The organism is Roseibium sp. M-1 (assembly GCF_054515675.1).
In genome coordinates this window covers 1,020,173-1,034,848 of the sequence record NZ_CM137257.1, presented here as the reverse complement: position 1 = coordinate 1,034,848, position 14,676 = coordinate 1,020,173, and the positions used below count along the sequence as shown (strand labels likewise).

The 14,676-nt window shown below is 59.6% G+C and carries 18 protein-coding genes; 15 read left to right on the top strand and 3 right to left on the bottom strand.

Going from position 1 to position 14,676, the window contains the following annotated elements; all coding sequences use genetic code 11:
* The first annotated feature begins 123 nt into the window (after positions 1-123).
* The 13 genes from ACX3M4_RS04720 (at position 124) to ACX3M4_RS04660 (ending at position 10,470) form a co-directional block, all read left to right on the top strand.
* Positions 124-1,398, top strand: a complete 1,275-nt coding sequence (locus tag ACX3M4_RS04720; protein WP_459357440.1) for a flagellar hook protein FlgE — start codon at positions 124-126, stop codon at positions 1,396-1,398.
* A gap of 33 nt (positions 1,399-1,431) precedes the next feature.
* Positions 1,432-2,922, top strand: coding sequence for a flagellar hook-associated protein FlgK (gene flgK, locus ACX3M4_RS04715; RefSeq protein WP_459357439.1), 1,491 nt, complete (start codon positions 1,432-1,434; stop codon positions 2,920-2,922).
* A gap of 5 nt (positions 2,923-2,927) precedes the next feature.
* The gene (locus ACX3M4_RS04710; protein WP_459357438.1) at positions 2,928-3,974 is read left to right on the top strand and encodes a flagellar hook-associated family protein; all 1,047 of its coding nucleotides are present in this window, start codon (positions 2,928-2,930) and stop codon (positions 3,972-3,974) included.
* 51 nt (positions 3,975-4,025) lie between these two features.
* A complete protein-coding gene (flaF, locus tag ACX3M4_RS04705) occupies positions 4,026-4,376 on the top strand; it encodes a flagellar biosynthesis regulator FlaF (RefSeq protein WP_459357437.1) in 351 nt (116 codons plus the stop codon).
* 5 nt (positions 4,377-4,381) lie between these two features.
* Positions 4,382-4,906, top strand: a complete 525-nt coding sequence (gene flbT, locus ACX3M4_RS04700; protein ID WP_459357436.1) for a flagellar biosynthesis repressor FlbT — start codon at positions 4,382-4,384, stop codon at positions 4,904-4,906.
* Between the two features lie 12 nt (positions 4,907-4,918).
* A complete protein-coding gene (flgD, locus tag ACX3M4_RS04695; RefSeq protein ID WP_459357435.1) occupies positions 4,919-5,314 on the top strand; it encodes a flagellar hook assembly protein FlgD in 396 nt (131 codons plus the stop codon).
* Between the two features lie 20 nt (positions 5,315-5,334).
* Positions 5,335-5,601: a flagellar biosynthetic protein FliQ gene (locus ACX3M4_RS04690; RefSeq protein ID WP_459357434.1), complete on the top strand. Its 267-nt coding sequence runs from the start codon at positions 5,335-5,337 to the stop codon at positions 5,599-5,601.
* Positions 5,602-5,765: 164 nt separating this feature from the next.
* Entirely contained in the window at positions 5,766-7,856 is a 2,091-nt protein-coding gene (gene flhA / locus ACX3M4_RS04685) for a flagellar biosynthesis protein FlhA (protein ID WP_459357433.1), read from the top strand.
* Positions 7,853-8,629, top strand: coding sequence for a flagellar biosynthesis protein FliR (fliR, locus tag ACX3M4_RS04680; RefSeq protein ID WP_459357432.1), 777 nt, complete (start codon positions 7,853-7,855; stop codon positions 8,627-8,629). Before flhA ends, fliR begins: the two co-directional genes overlap by 4 nt.
* Before the next feature lie 4 nt (positions 8,630-8,633).
* Positions 8,634-9,014 (top strand): flagellar biosynthesis protein R, encoded by a 381-nt coding sequence (locus tag ACX3M4_RS04675; protein ID WP_459357431.1) that lies wholly within the window; start codon positions 8,634-8,636, stop codon positions 9,012-9,014.
* A gap of 150 nt (positions 9,015-9,164) precedes the next feature.
* Positions 9,165-9,590, top strand: coding sequence for a rod-binding protein (locus ACX3M4_RS04670; protein ID WP_459357430.1), 426 nt, complete (start codon positions 9,165-9,167; stop codon positions 9,588-9,590).
* Positions 9,590-10,018 (top strand): hypothetical protein, encoded by a 429-nt coding sequence (locus tag ACX3M4_RS04665; protein WP_459357429.1) that lies wholly within the window; start codon positions 9,590-9,592, stop codon positions 10,016-10,018. Before ACX3M4_RS04670 ends, ACX3M4_RS04665 begins: the two co-directional genes overlap by 1 nt.
* Positions 10,015-10,470, top strand: coding sequence for a hypothetical protein (locus ACX3M4_RS04660; RefSeq protein ID WP_459357428.1), 456 nt, complete (start codon positions 10,015-10,017; stop codon positions 10,468-10,470). Before ACX3M4_RS04665 ends, ACX3M4_RS04660 begins: the two co-directional genes overlap by 4 nt.
* A gap of 122 nt (positions 10,471-10,592) precedes the next feature.
* On the opposite strand, the gene ACX3M4_RS04655 is transcribed toward ACX3M4_RS04660, so the two are convergent.
* Positions 10,593-10,850, bottom strand: coding sequence for a hypothetical protein (locus ACX3M4_RS04655; RefSeq protein WP_459357427.1), 258 nt, complete (start codon positions 10,848-10,850; stop codon positions 10,593-10,595).
* Between the two features lie 184 nt (positions 10,851-11,034).
* On the opposite strand from ACX3M4_RS04655, the gene ACX3M4_RS04650 reads away from it, so the two are divergent.
* A complete protein-coding gene (locus ACX3M4_RS04650; protein ID WP_459357426.1) occupies positions 11,035-11,991 on the top strand; it encodes an isopenicillin N synthase family dioxygenase in 957 nt (318 codons plus the stop codon).
* A gap of 116 nt (positions 11,992-12,107) precedes the next feature.
* Entirely contained in the window at positions 12,108-12,935 is an 828-nt protein-coding gene (locus ACX3M4_RS04645) for a DUF2167 domain-containing protein (RefSeq protein ID WP_459357425.1), read from the top strand.
* Between the two features lie 152 nt (positions 12,936-13,087).
* Here ACX3M4_RS04645 and ACX3M4_RS04640 read toward each other — a convergent pair whose 3' ends face one another.
* Positions 13,088-13,534: a hypothetical protein gene (locus ACX3M4_RS04640; RefSeq protein ID WP_459357424.1), complete on the bottom strand. Its 447-nt coding sequence runs from the start codon at positions 13,532-13,534 to the stop codon at positions 13,088-13,090.
* Between the two features lie 25 nt (positions 13,535-13,559).
* Complete coding sequence (gene flhB / locus ACX3M4_RS04635; protein ID WP_459357423.1) at positions 13,560-14,633, bottom strand: flagellar biosynthesis protein FlhB; 1,074 nt, start codon at positions 14,631-14,633, stop codon at positions 13,560-13,562.
* Between the last annotated feature and the right edge of the window lie 43 nt (positions 14,634-14,676).

The window sequence follows — 14,676 nt, the reverse complement described above, 5'->3', positions numbered from 1 at the left end:
ATAATTACAATTTTAGGCAAATAAGTATTTGAGTATAAATGATTATTCTTCGTGCTTGAACAGCTTCGCGCAAGGCAGGCGGGGTTGACTGTCTCCAGTTGAATTGGACACAGGAGACCTGTCATGGGCCTTTTCGGAGTGATGCGCAGCGGCGTTTCCGGCATGAATGCGCAGTCTAGCAAGCTTGGCACTGTTGCCGAGAACATCATGAACTCGAGCACTACGGGTTACAAAAGAGCCCAGTCCGAGTTCTCATCGCTTGTTGTCTCGCAGGGGGCCGGCTCGTTCAATTCCGGCGGCGTCGAGGCCAAGACCGAATACCAGATCACCAAGCAGGGCAATATCAGCTTCACCACCTCGAAGCTTGATCTCGCCGTCGACGGCAACGGATTTTTCGTTGTCGGAAACGAGGCGGGCGAAAACTTCCTGACCCGTGCCGGCCACTTTGTTCCCGATGGCGACGGTTATCTGCTGAACACGGCCGGCTATTATCTCCAGGGCTACCCGATCAACGGCACCACCGCGCCGACCACAGTTGCCAACGGCCTTGGCGGCCTGGAGCGGATCAACATCACCCAGAACCAGCTCGAAGCCGTGCCGACAAGCGAAGCCTTCCTGCGGGTGAATGTCAGCGAGGACGCTGCGATCGTTCCGGCCGCGGATTTGCCCTCCGCCAACGCCGCGACCGCCGCCTATTCCCACAAGACCTCTATGATCGTTTACGACAATCTCGGCAACGAGGTGAAACTCGACGTCTACTATTCCAAGGTTACCGAAACGGCGGCCGACAGTGACTGGGAAGTGACAGTCTATAACGCGGCCGACGCCGGTCCAGGCGGCGGTTTCCCCTATACGGCACCTGCGCTGAACAGCCAGACGCTGACCTTCGATGTCACCACGGGCAACCTGGCAGCTGCCAGCGCGACCACGATTAACATCGCTGTGCCGAACGGCAATACCTTCGATCTCGATCTCGACCAGTCGACCTATCTCAACGCCGACTTCACCGTGACCAACGTCGATGCCGATGGCAACGCACCAAGCGCGGTGAAGAATGTCGAGTTCTCCGACGACGGCACGCTGTTCGCGATCTACACCAACGGCGATCGCCGCGCGATCTACAAGATCCCGCTTGCCAACGTGCCGAGCCCCGACCGGCTGAGCCCGAGTTCCGGCAACGTCTACAGCACGTCGTTCGATTCAGGCGATGTGCGCGTCGGCTTCGCGGGTGAGGGCGGCATGGGCAAGATCAAGGTCGGAGGCCTGGAAGACTCCAACGTCGATCTCGGCAACGAACTTACCTCGATGATCGAATCTCAGCGCACCTACACCGCCAATTCGCAGGTGTTCAAGGCGGGCTCGGACCTGCTCGAGCAGCTCGTGAACCTAGTCCGCTAACGCGGCAAACCCGCCAACCGGAAAGTACTAGTCATGAGTTTGTCCGTCGCCCTCAAGGTCGCCCAGTCCGCACTGGCCGCCCGGCAGACAGAGTCCTCGGTCGTTGCCCGCAACATTGCCGGGGCCCAGGACCCCGGCTATTCGCGGAAATCCGTGCTCCTGAGCCAGACCTACACCGACAGCGGCCAGTCCGGTGGCCTCCGGGTCGACGGTATCGGCCGGGTCACCGACAGCGCTCTTTATTCCTCGCTGCTCCAGTCAACGTCCACCGGAACGGCGCAGGAAGCAATTCTGGGCGGATTGACCCGGCTTGCCGAGACCTCCGGGGACACCCAGAACAAGTTGTCCCCGGCGGCAAAGCTTGGCGAACTGAAGCTCTCCCTGCAGAATTTTTCCGCCGATCCGAACAACGCCATCCTCGCGCAGGATGTGCTGCAGGCTTCCAAGGAGATGGTTCGGACGCTCAATTCCGGATCGACTCTGATCCAGAGCGTTCGTGCCAACGCGGATGCGGACATGGCAACCTCGGTGCGGGAGATCAACACGCTGCTCAAGCAGCTTGAGGATCTGAACTCCCTCGTCGTCAAGGGCACGCAGTCGGGCGCCGACGTGACCGATGCCCTCGACAGCCGCGATCAGGTGTTGCTCAAGCTCTCCGAGGAGATCGGCATCACCACGCTCAACCGCAGCAATGGTGATATCGTTGTCTATACCGACAGCGGCGTCACACTGTTCGAGACAAAGGCTCGGGCCGTCACCTTCCAGCCGACCATCGTCTATGGGGCAACGACCACCGGCAATTCGGTGATGGTCGACGGGGTCCCGGTTGCAGGTCCCGGAGCTGTCATGGAGATCAGGTCCGGCCGGTTGCAGGGATTGGCCGAACTGCGGGACGAGGTTTCGGTCACCTATCAGAGCCAGTTGGACGAAGTCGCCCGCGGACTGATCGAGGTCTTCGCCGAAAGCGACCAGAGTGGTGGCGGCGGCCCGTATCAGGCCGGTCTCTTCACCTGGTCAGGCGCCCCGGCCGTCCCGGCTTCGGGCACGCTCGTCTCGGGTCTGGCTGCGGAAATCGTCGTCAATGCCAATGCGGACCCGGACCAGGGCGGCAACCTCGACCGGTTGCGCGACGGCGGCATCTCCGACCCGTTCGACCCGAACTACAACTACAATCCCGCCGGCGCGGCGGGCTATTCCGACCGCCTGCAGGAGCTTGTCTCCGCCTTTGACAGGAACACGGTCTTTGACGGCGGCGTCGAACTGGATCCGACGGACTCCTTGAGCGGCTTTGCGGCGACTTCCGTCAGCTGGCTTGAATCCGGCCGCAAGACCATGACGGGAAATGTCGAGGTGCAGGCCGTCATTCTCGGCCGCACCGCGGAAAACCTCAACAACAAGACCGGCGTCAATATCGACGAGGAAATGACGCTGCTCCTGGAAATCGAGCGCTCCTATTCGGCCGCGACCCGGCTGATCAGCGCGGTCGACGCCATGCTTGAAGACCTACTGGCCGCAGCGAGGTAAGCGCCATGAAAACCACCTATATCTCCACGATCTCGCTGGCCGATGCATCGCGCCGGCAGATCCAGAGCCAGTCGAGCCTGGTTCAGCGGTTGAGCATCGAACTCTCTTCCGGTCGAAAATACGATGTCGGTCTCGACCTTGGCACCAGGACAGGCGAGAGCGTTTCTCTCCGGGCCGAGTTCCATTTTCTGGACGGCATCGTCGACACCAATGCACTGACCCGTTCACGGCTCGACGTCAGCCAGGCGGCGATGGGCGACATGCTGTCCGACGCGCAGGATTTTCTGGCGACGCTGGTGGCCCTGCGTGAAAACGGCGGCAGCTCCGACATCGTCAAGGCCGACGCGATCGGCAACATGGAGCTGCTGACCTCGCGGCTGAATACGCAGCTCAACGGAAATTATGTCTTCGCCGGGATCAATTCGGACCAGGAACCCTTTGCGGACTATTCGGACCCGGCGTCGCCGAACAAGCTGGCAGCTGATGCCGCGTTCCTGACCGAGTTCGGCATCAACCAGGCCAATCCGGGCGTCTCCGGCATCACACCGTCGGCCATGAGCACCTACCTCAACGGCGCCTTCGACGCGATGTTCCAGGATCCCGCCTGGGGCGCAACCTGGTCGACGGCCTCCAGCAGCGTCCTCACCAGCCGGATTTCCGCCAGCGAAACCGTCTCGAGCTCGGTCAGCGCCAATCAGCAGGCATTTCGGGATCTCGCCGCCGCCTACACGATGATGTCGGATCTCGGCAATGAGAACCTCGATCCGGGTACCTGGAAAGTGGTGGTCGACAAGGCCATCGAGAAGCTGGGCACCGGCATCGCCGGGGTCACCAGCCAGATGGGCAAGCTCGGCAATGTGCAGGAGCAGGTGAAGCTCGCGAGCGACCGGCTGAAAGTTCAGACCGACATCCTGAACCGCCGCATCAACGATCTTGAAAACGTCAATCTGGAGGAAACGTCCGTGCGTCTCAACACCGCGCTGACCCAGCTTGAAACCACATACGCGGTGACGGCCCGCATGCAGGGCCTCAGCATCCTCAACTATCTCTGAGACCGGACAAGTGCCTGAAACCGCACATCAAACCCAAGCTTGAGAGGGCCCATGTACAATCTGTCATACGCCGAGGTTATGGATGATCTTTGCTCCGACCAGCGGCTCAACGAGCATGAGGCTATGTCGATCGTGATCGACAAGCTCAACGTCGCCAGCGAACGTGGCGTCAAGTCGCCGGAAGCCGTCGACGCGCTGTTCTATACGCGCCGCCTGTGGAGCTACTTCCTGGAACACCTGGCGGACGACGCCAACGAACTGCCGATCGAGACGAGGGCAAACCTGATCTCCGTCGGTATCTGGGTCCTGAAGGAAGTGGAGTCCCTGCGCCAGTGGGAGCAGGAGGATTTCGCCGACATCATTCAGATCAATTCCATCATCCGCGACAGCCTGGACGGTTAAGCAACATGAAAATCGGATTAAAAGCAGGCGAGCGCCTGTTCCTCAACGGCGCGGTGATCCGGGCCGAACGCAAGACCAATATAGAGCTTCTGAACGATGCGGTCTTCCTGCTGGAAGCTCATGTGCTGCAGCCGGAAGACGCCACGACGCCGCTGCGCCAGCTCTACTTCATCCTGCAGACCATGATCATCGATCCGGTTTCCGCACCGGCGGTGCAGGACATGTTCCACCTGGTTCTGGGGTCGGTGAAATCCGCTTTTTCCACCCGGGAGATCCTGCTGCGCCTCGACGAGGTGGAGGACCTCGCCCGTTCCGAGCGCTGGTTCGAGGCAATGAAGATCGTGCGCGGCCTTTATCCGCTCGAGGCAAGTCTGATGCTTGCCGAAAAAAGTCAGGCCAACCAGACCAGCCAGTCCGGACCCGGCGGGCACGCCCGTCAGCCTGCCAGACCGGCCCAGCAAGCCCAACCGGCCCCGCGTCCGGTCGCAAGAGACCGGTTTGAAGGAAGCCCCCGTCTGGCCGTCGTTTGAGGAGAAACCAGCATGACAAGCGTTGAAGGCGTAAGCGCCACTCAGGGAACCGGTGCGGCAGCAGCTGCCCAGAAGAAGCTGACGGTCGATTACGACACCTTCCTGCAGCTGATGATGGCCCAGATGCAGAACCAGGATCCGACCGAACCGATGAAAGCTTCCGAACAGCTTTCCCAGCTCGCAAGCTTCAGCCAAGTTGAACAGACTATCCAGACCAATGCGAAGCTGGAGACGCTGCTGAGGAACCTCTCCTTCGGCCAGGTGGACGACCTGATCGGACGGACGGTGACCGATGCCAACGGCACGACGGGTGTCGTGGAGAAGGTCGAGGTCTATTCCGACGGCACGGTTCTGGCACTCGACAACGGCCAGGGCATCCTGCTTGGACCGGGTGTGACCATTTCCTGATCGGGAGCGGATGGAACGACATGAATGAAGTTGATGCCCTGGATCTGGTCCGGACCGCAATCTGGACCATCCTGGTCGGATCCGCCCCCGCAATCGTTCCGGCCATGATTGTCGGTATCGGCATCGCGCTGATGCAGGCCTTGACCCAGGTTCAGGAAGTCACGCTCACCTTCATTCCGAAGATTGTCGCCATTCTGGTGATGATCGTCGTCGCCGGGCCCTTTATCGGCGGCCAGATCTATACGCTGACCACCTTGATCTACAGCCGCATCGAGACCGGGTTCTGACCTCCCTTTCGTTCTTGATGATCCCTGCCGGCCCGCATCCGCCTGGATGCGGGCCGTTTCGGTTTCGGCGTGCCTTACGCAAGTCCTGAACCTGCCCGTCTGACAGCCTCGCGCAAGCTTGGAAGGCGAGGGTGCCCTCATCAGACCTGCAGCAGAGAGACGGTATGACAGACACTTCCCTTTCGCCGGTTTCCGAGGGCACGCCGGATGGCCGCCGGGACATCGGCTTCGCGATCGGCATCGTCCTGATACTTGCCGTCCTGTTTCTGCCAATCCCCACGTTCCTGATCGATATCGGCCTCGCCATGTCGATTGCGCTCTCGGTCCTGATCCTGATGGTGTCGCTCTGGATCCAGCGGCCGCTGGACTTCTCGTCTTTCCCGACGATCCTGCTGATTGCGACCATGCTGCGGCTGTCGCTGAACATCTCCACGACGCGCGCCATCCTTGCCAACGGTCATGAGGGGCTGAACGCGGCCGGGTACGTCATCAACGGCTTCTCGCAGTTCGTGATGAGCGGCGACTTTGTCATCGGCCTGATCGTCTTCGCGATCCTGATCATCGTGAATTTCATGGTGATCACCAAGGGTGCCACCCGCATCGCGGAAGTCGGTGCGCGCTTCACCCTTGATGCCATTCCGGGCAAGCAGATGGCGATCGACGCCGATCTGTCCGCCGGTCTCATCGACGACAAGGAAGCGCAACGCCGGCGCAAGGAACTGGAAGAGGAAAGTTCCTTCTTCGGCGCCATGGACGGTGCCTCGAAATTCGTGCGCGGCGACGCGATCGCCGGTCTCATCATCACCGCCGTGAATATCCTGGGCGGCATCGTCATCGGCGTGACGCGCTACGACATGACCGTTGCCAACGCCGCCGACGTCTTCACAAAACTTTCCGTCGGCGACGGTCTCGTCTCGCAGATCCCGGCCCTGATCGTTTCGCTCGCCGCAGGTCTTCTTGTTTCAAAAGGCGGGACCCGGGGCTCGACCGACAAGGCTGTTCTCGGCCAGCTCGGCGGTTATCCGCGCGCGCTTTTCGTGGCAGCGATCCTGATGGCGATCTTTGCCTTGATGCCGGGCTTGCCGATGCTGCCCTTCCTGCTGCTCGCCTGTCTGATGGGCTTCATCGGCTACGCCATACCGAAGCGCCTGGCGGCAGCCAGGAAGGTCGAGGACGACAAGAAACGCGTGGCGGAAGAAAAGGCGCGTCTGGAAGAAAAGGACAGCGTCAAGGAAACGCTGAAATCGGCGGAAGTCGAACTTGTCCTCGGCAAGCAGCTCTCCGCCGAACTCCTCACCAAGACCGGTGAACTTTCGCGCCGGGTTGCCAAGATGCGGCGGAAATTCGCCGAGCAATACGGCTTCGTCGTGCCGGATATCCGCGTCACCGACAGCCTGATCCTCGACCCGAAGAGTTACCAGATCAAGATCCACGGCACGATCATCGCCTCGCAGCACCTGAAAGTCGGCGAGCTTCTGGTGATCCCGACCGGCGACGAGCCGCTGCCGGTCCCGGCGGACCAGACACGCGAACCTGCGTTCGGCATGCCCGCCTATTGGGTGCCGCCTGCCTACAAGGACGAATTGAAGCGCCAGGGACTGGTGCCGGCGGAAAACATCACCGTGATCCTGACGCACTTGAGCGAAGTGATCCGCAACAACCTGCCGCAGCTGCTCTCCTACAAGGACATGCGCAAGCTCTTTGACCGGCTGGATACGGAATACCAGAAACTGCTCGACGACATCTGCCCGGCGCATACGTCCTTCTCCGGCCTTCAGGCGGTGCTGAAGCTGCTGCTGGCCGAGCGGGTTTCCATCCGCAATCTCAACCTGATCCTGGAGGCGATCGCCGAGATCGTTCCTCATGTGCGCCGCTCCGAACAGGTGGTGGAACATGTGCGCATGCGCATTGCCCAGCAGATCTGCGGCGATCTCGCCGAAGGCGGTCCGCTGAAGGTGCTGCGCCTCGGTAACCGCTGGGATCTTGCCTTCCACAATGCGTTGAAGCGCGACGGCAAGGGAGATGTCATCGAGTTCGACATCGAACCGCAGCTGGTCGAGGATTTCGGAACGCAGATGTCGGATGCGGTCAAGAAACACATGAAGGGCGGCAGCCGCTTTGCGATTGTCGCGGCCCCCGATGCCCGGCCTTATGTGCGCATGATCGTGGAACGCATGTTCCCGACGCTTCCCGTCCTGTCACACCTGGAAATCGCCCGCGGTGTCGACGTCGCGGCACTCGGCAGCGTCTCGTGATTTCCGGCGGGCTGCTTTTCAGCGAGTTCAGCTCGTCGCTGCTCCTGGCCGTGTTCCTGCTGTTCTGCCGGATCGGCGCTTGCCTGATGGTGATTCCAGGTTTCGGCAGCAACCGGGTGCCGGTCCAGGTGCGTCTGTTCATCTCGATCTCGGTGGCGCTTGCCCTGTCACCGCTGCTGGCGCCGGGTGTCCAGGCGGCCTTGCCGGACGAACAGCTCGGCACCGTTGCCGGCTTCATCGGCGCGGAGTTGCTGACCGGAGCCTTCATCGGCTTTCTGGGGCGGATCTTTCTGGCAGCGCTGGAAACCATGACGACCCTGGTCTCCATGGCGATCGGTCTTTCCAATATGCCCGGTATGCCGGTGGATGGCGTCGATTCCCTGCCGCCGGTGGCAAACCTCTTCACGGTGACGGCGACCGCCATGGTTTTCATCACCAACCAGCATTGGGAAATCCTGCGCGGCCTTACGGCGTCCTACGAGGCAATCCCGGTCGGACAGCCGCTGGCGGCACTGGCGAGCCTGGAACAGTTCGCCGACCAGATGGGCCGCACCTTTCTGCTGGCGCTCAGGGTCTGCAGCCCGTTCATCGTCTATTCCGTGGTGGTCAACTTCGCCGTCGGTCTCGTCAACAAGCTGACACCACAGATCCCCGTCTACTTCATCTCCATGCCGTTCGTGATCGCGGGCGGTCTCTACTTCCTTTATCTGGTCATCGCGGAAGCCATCATGATCTTCCTCGACGGCTATCTCTCTTGGCTCCAAATAGGGTAGTCCGATGGCGCGCAACAGTCAGGATATCGAACGCTTGTTCCGGATGCAGAAGCAGATCTTCCTGTTTTCCTCATGGCTTCTGCAGAAGCTCGACGCCCAGGTTTATCAGCTCAACGAAAAGGAACGGCGCATCCTGCTGGCGCTCTCCAACGGCGACCTGGCCCAGCATGACCGCTTCATAGCCAATGCGGCGGAGCGCCTGCGCCGGATCATCGAGGAAATGTCGCGCCTGAGTGAAGCCCGCGCCAAGGTGAACTCCGAATACGACCGCCAGCGGTTGATGCTGAAGCTGATGGCAGAACGGCTGGCAAGGATGCGAGGCGAGGAACAGCGTGCCGAGGAAGAACGCGACCTCATGGAACTCCTGGAACGCCGATACGGTTGAGGAGGGACAGGCGGAGAGCGCGCAAGCCTCCCGCAAGCTGGGGCCGCTACATCTGAAGCGGCAAACGGGTTCCGGCCAAAGCTTGTTGCTAGCCTTGCCCTGTCGTCAGCCGCACCCCGTTTGCACCCGACAGAATTCAAGGAGCCCGATATGGCGATTTCGCCTCCCTCCGATCTGATCCTGGACGTTGTCAAGGCAGCCGACCCGGTGAGCCTGGCCGATGCCACCGAAAGGCTCCGGTCGATTTCTGCCGGCGGCAGCGGCGAGGGGTTCCAGCTGGCCTTTACCGGGGCGTCCAATCGCGCTTCCACCGAGATGAGCAGCGTCAGGGCAACGGGAACAGACACGGCTGCCGTCACCAAATCGCCCGCAAAGCAGTTCGAGGCGATGATCCTGACCCAGTTCGTAGAGACCATGCTGCCCCAGGATTCCGAAGAGATTTTCGGCAAGGGTGCCGCTGGCGAGATCTGGAAATCGATGCTCGCCGAACAGGTCGCCAACCAGCTCGCCGCCAGTGGCGGTGTCGGCATTGCCGATCTCATATCCGATACGCTCAACAAGGGAGTGAAAGCCTGATGGATGCCGCCAACGATCTTGCCCCGCAGGATGCCGTCGTGACCGAACTTGTTTTGCGGCCGGCAGCGCCTGACCCCGCCCGGTCCATGCCGCTGGTGGTTGCCGTGCGGCGCGCCATTCGTGCCGTCGGCGACGAGACGCGCGCGCTCCGGGCAAATCCGACGGCGGACCTGAAGATCTTCGAATACGGCAAGAGCCAGGCGCTCCTGGATCTGACACGGGCACGTAATCTGGTGCCGCCGGCAGCCTACTCGGATGAACTTCGCGATGAGCTTGCCGAGTTCAAGGACGTCCTCAAGGAAAATGCAGGACTGCTTCAGCTGCACATGAACGCGGTTTCCGAAGTGGTCTCGCTGATGTCGCGGACGATGCTTGATTTCGACTCCGACGGCACCTACCAGGCCCCCTTTCCGGAGCCGGCGCGATGATGAAGATCCTGGTCGCGGGTCTGTGGATGTCGCTCACCATGGTGGTGTCGGGCTATGCCACGACCCAGTATTTCGCCGCCCAGAAACGCATCGGCGGTGACGAGCCTGCTTTTGTCGGTCTCGATTACGAGACCATCAAGCCGGTCAACGTCCCGATCCTCTTCGACGGCACGTTGCAGGGCTACGTGGTCATCAAGATGGTCTTCACAGCGGATGGCGACACGCTCCGGCGCCTTCCGGTGCCGCCGCATCCCTTCCTCATCGATGAGGCCTTCCGGGTGCTCTACTCCGACGAGACCCTCGATTTCCGCAACCTGGAACGCTACGATCTTGAAGCTTTCACAGAGCGACTGAAGAAGACCACCAATGCCCGGCTTGGCCGGCCGGTCGTACATGACGTGCTGGTGGAAGAGTTTAACTATTTCAACAAGGAAGACATCATCACGCACTGAAGCGGGTTTGTTTTCTGCTTGTCTTTGATTACCTCCTGCCGCCTCCCAGGCAACGGCGTCCGGCTCCGGTTGGGCGCCGCTTTTTTGACGGCAAGCATTCATGATTGCCTCGTCCGCATTCCTTATTCGACCGGACTGAAAATCGTGTCGATTGCCTGAAAAATCGTCTTGTAGACACCGATTTCGTCCTTCGCGAAATCTCCATGAGGGATCGCCTTCTTGGCTTCCCGGATCAGATCCGTCTTGATGGTTTCGAGATCCGCACCGGAAGTGTCCGAATGGTTCGACAGTTCATGGTGCAACCGCATGGCGATGCCGGCATAGGCAACGATGGCAGTTACCATCTGTGTCGGTTCCTCCGGTATCGGTATCTTCTTCATCTTGGCGCTTCCGGGGTTATGAAAACTGGTAAGAAGGGCGGACCTTGCAAGTTCAGGTGGGGTTTAGCACGGCTTTCGCAAGCGCATATCTGTCCGGCGTTTTTATGCCGTTGGACCGCCGGTTCGTCCTATCATTGCCCGGTCGCAATCGGTATTGCCTGCCGCATTTGAAAGTGAAGTTGCCATGAACCTTCCCGTTATCGACCTTAGTGCCTTGTCCTCCGGGAAAAACGGTCTCGATAGGGTCGCAGAAGAATTGGGCTGTGCCGCGCGGGAAGTCGGCTTTTTCTATGTAACCGGTCACGGCATTGATCCAGGCTTGATCGATCGAACTTTCGCTGCCTCCCACGCGCTCTTCGCCTTGCCGCTCGACGACAAGATGGCGCTGACAAAGGATTTCTTCAAAACCAATCGCGGCTATGTGCCGATGGAAGGCGAGGCGCTGGATCCGGCAAAACCTTCGGACCTGAAGGAAGCCTTCAACATAGGCTGGAATCTTGCACCGGACGATCCGCGGATCCTTGCGGGCGAACCGTTCCGGGCGGTGAACCAGTGGCCGGAGATCCCCGGCTGGAAGGAGACGTTGCTCACCTATTTCGATGCGGTCTGGAGCCTCGGCCGGCAGATGCACCGGGCAATTGCGCTCGATCTTGGGTCGGACCCGGATTTCTTTGAAGACAAGCTTGATGCACCGCTCGCCACATTACGCCTGCTGCATTATCCGCCGCAGCCCGCCCGTGTCCGGGAAGGCCAGCTGGGCGCCGGTACACATACCGACTACGGCAACCTGACCTTGCTTCTTCCAGATCAGGTCGGAGGTTTGGAGGTACGCCGCCGTGATGGCGCCTGGCTGAAAGCACCAACGCTGGAGGGGGCGTTCATCTGCAACATCGGCGACTGCCTGATGCGCTGGTCCAACGATACTTACGTTTCCACCCCGCACCGGGTCGTCAACGACAGCGGCATGGAGCGCTATTCGATCGCCTTTTTCCTGGATCCGAACCCGGATGCGGAGATCGCCTGCCTGCCAGGATGTCAGTCAGCAGGCCGGTCGGCGAAATATCCGCCGATTTCCGGGGCTGAGTATCTGAGATCCAGGCTGGATGCCACCTACGAAAAAGCAAAGGCAGACCGGGCTTAAGATCGGTGTACCAGGTCAGCCTGGGACACCCAAAAGGGGCTGTTCGACAAAATCGCACCGCTTGGGTGAATGCATGCTGCGGTTCTCCAGCAAACCCGTTATGAGAAGGCTGACGCGTGAGTATTACCGGTGGATTTCTCGTGCAGATATTCTTCACCCGCTATTTTGATTTTGAAGTTTTGGGAGGTCCAATGATAAAGCGTGTTTATCAGAAATACGTTTTTCCGTTGGTGGCAACGGTTTGCTGGTTCGCCAAACGATTAATCTTGCAAGTGGCAGGAGCGAATTACCATCCCATACCTTTTACCCAGCCGCTAAGCGCCGGCAGAGGGACACTCACGCCGGTGGATGGGCGAGGCTATTATCTTAACGCGGAGGAGAGGTGCAAATTCTTGGTAGAATTCAATGGTTTTCCACCTGATCAATGCTCCAGCGATGATATGATCTTGTTCAAGCCCTTTCCAGGTGTCGCCTGGGTAGGCTTTTACGCGCCGAGCGATGAGGGGCGCATTTCTTATGATGGTTGGGGCAGCGAAGTCTCCGAAAAAATTGAATCCCTTCTCAACTCTTTGACGGAGACCTTGCTTGAACAGGGTGAGGCGCTTGGTCAACACTTTGAGGCCACAGGGTGGAAGATCTACCCGACGCTCGATAAACAGCGGAACGTTCTATATTTCGCCAACGGTATGACCTTGAACGGGGCAGAAGTGGTGAGCGTCAAATTCATTCTATTCGACCGCTACGGCACGGTGACCGGCAGTGTGACACCGGAAATCTCCAATCCCTCGACTGAAGAACTGGAAGACACACTCTACAAGGCATTGGCAATATACAGGCCCTTGGTCGGCAATTCCTATGCCGAATGGCAGGTTGGCGACAAGGTCGCAGCTCGCGGTATTGTTGGCTTTCTGGACACGCTATTGGGTTTCCAAAAAGAAAAGTGACGTCTGGAACCAGTGGTCGCGTTACTTCAGTTTGTCCTCAACCAAGCCTGTGCCACGATCTGGCAATATACGACTTGGTTCGCCCTAGTGGGGCGTGGCGAAAAACTGATTTTCCGGCTGCGATCCAAGAATTTTATACCAAGAGTAGTACCCTACCTCAACCGTGCATCCTTCAGCGCTTCGAGCAGCATCTCCGTCTCTTTGACCTTGTCGCCGCCCGCATCCGGCACCTCGACGTAAGAAACGTTGACAGCATTGTCCGGCCAGGCAAGCACGACGGTGAAGTAGATCCAGACGCCCTTGTTGAAGAACTCCAGGTCGAGCGAGATCTTCGGCGTCTCTTCCCATTCGACGTCCGCTTGTGCTGCCATGGAATAGCGCAGCGAGCCTTCCTTGAAGAAGAGCTCGGCGGACGTCTTAATCAGTTCCTCGATATTGCCGTGCTGGTCCGTGCGGATATAGGCGACGAAATCGACCACATCCACGAGTTTCAGATCCTCGATGAAGTCGGTGAGGGCGGCCGCGATCGCTTGCTGGCGCTGACGGTCGCAGTCCAGGGACGACGGCCTGTTTCCGTTGCCTTCAGGCATATCGTGCATTCCCCGGACCTCCAGATACATTAATTTATACAGCAGTTTTGGCCTGGCGTGAGTACACGTAGCAAATGATTTCCGCAACTGCCCTGTAGAATTCCGGCGGAATCATCCTCTCGACTTCCGTAGCTGCGTATAGGGAGCGGGCCAGTTGCCTGTCCTCGATCACGGGAATGTTATTGGCCTCCGCGATCTCGCGGATCTTCAGCGCAATCAGATCCTGCCCCTTTGCTACAACAACCGGAGCGGGATTTTGTTCCCCGTCATAGCGCAGGGCAACTGCAAAGTGGGTCGGGTTGGCGACCACAAGGGTTGCCTGCGGCACGGCGGCGATCATGCGGTTTCGCGCGCGGTCGCGGGCGAGGGAGCGCTGCCGCGCCTTGACGATCGGATCGCCTTCCATCTGCTTGTGCTCGTCCTTGATCTCCTGCTTGCTCATGCGCAGGTTCTTGCGCCAATGGGCGCGCGACCAGAGAATGTCGACGGTGACGAGCAGGATGGTGACGATACACACCCCCGCGATCAGCTTCATGGAAATCTGCAGGATCGCTTCGGGCAGGGCGCTGGGGTCTGTGAACATGGCGTTGATCAGTTCCGCTTCTTTCGCCCGGAACTGGCCATAGACGATGGCACTGGCCGTGGAGAATTTGAAAACGGCCTTGAGGAATTCCACGAGGCCCTGGGCGCCGAAAATGCGGTTCCAGCCCTTGAGGGGCGAGAGTTTGGAAATATCCGGCTTGATGCGGTGAAAGACGATGCTAGGCGAATTCTGCAGGAAGGCCGAAGCAAGGCCCGACACTGCGAGAATGGCGACGATGGGCGCCAGAAAGCGCATGACCTCGATCGATACCGTGTGGGTGAGCAGCAGGGCATCAGCGCTGTTTCCAAGGTCCACTCCTCCTGATATGTCCAGAAGATGCGTCAGCTGAGCGACGAGCTGGCGCGATGCCGACATCACGACGAAACTTCCGATCAGAAGAGCCGCGACGAACGTTGCGAGCACCGGAGCTTCCCGGGAGACCGGCGTGTTGCCTTTCTCGACGGCATCGCTGATCTTTTTCTCGGTCGGCTCTTCTGTTTTTGAATCCTTGTCTTCTTCTGCCATTCACCCACCGCGCTTCCGGATATTCGCGTTTTGGTTCAGGTAA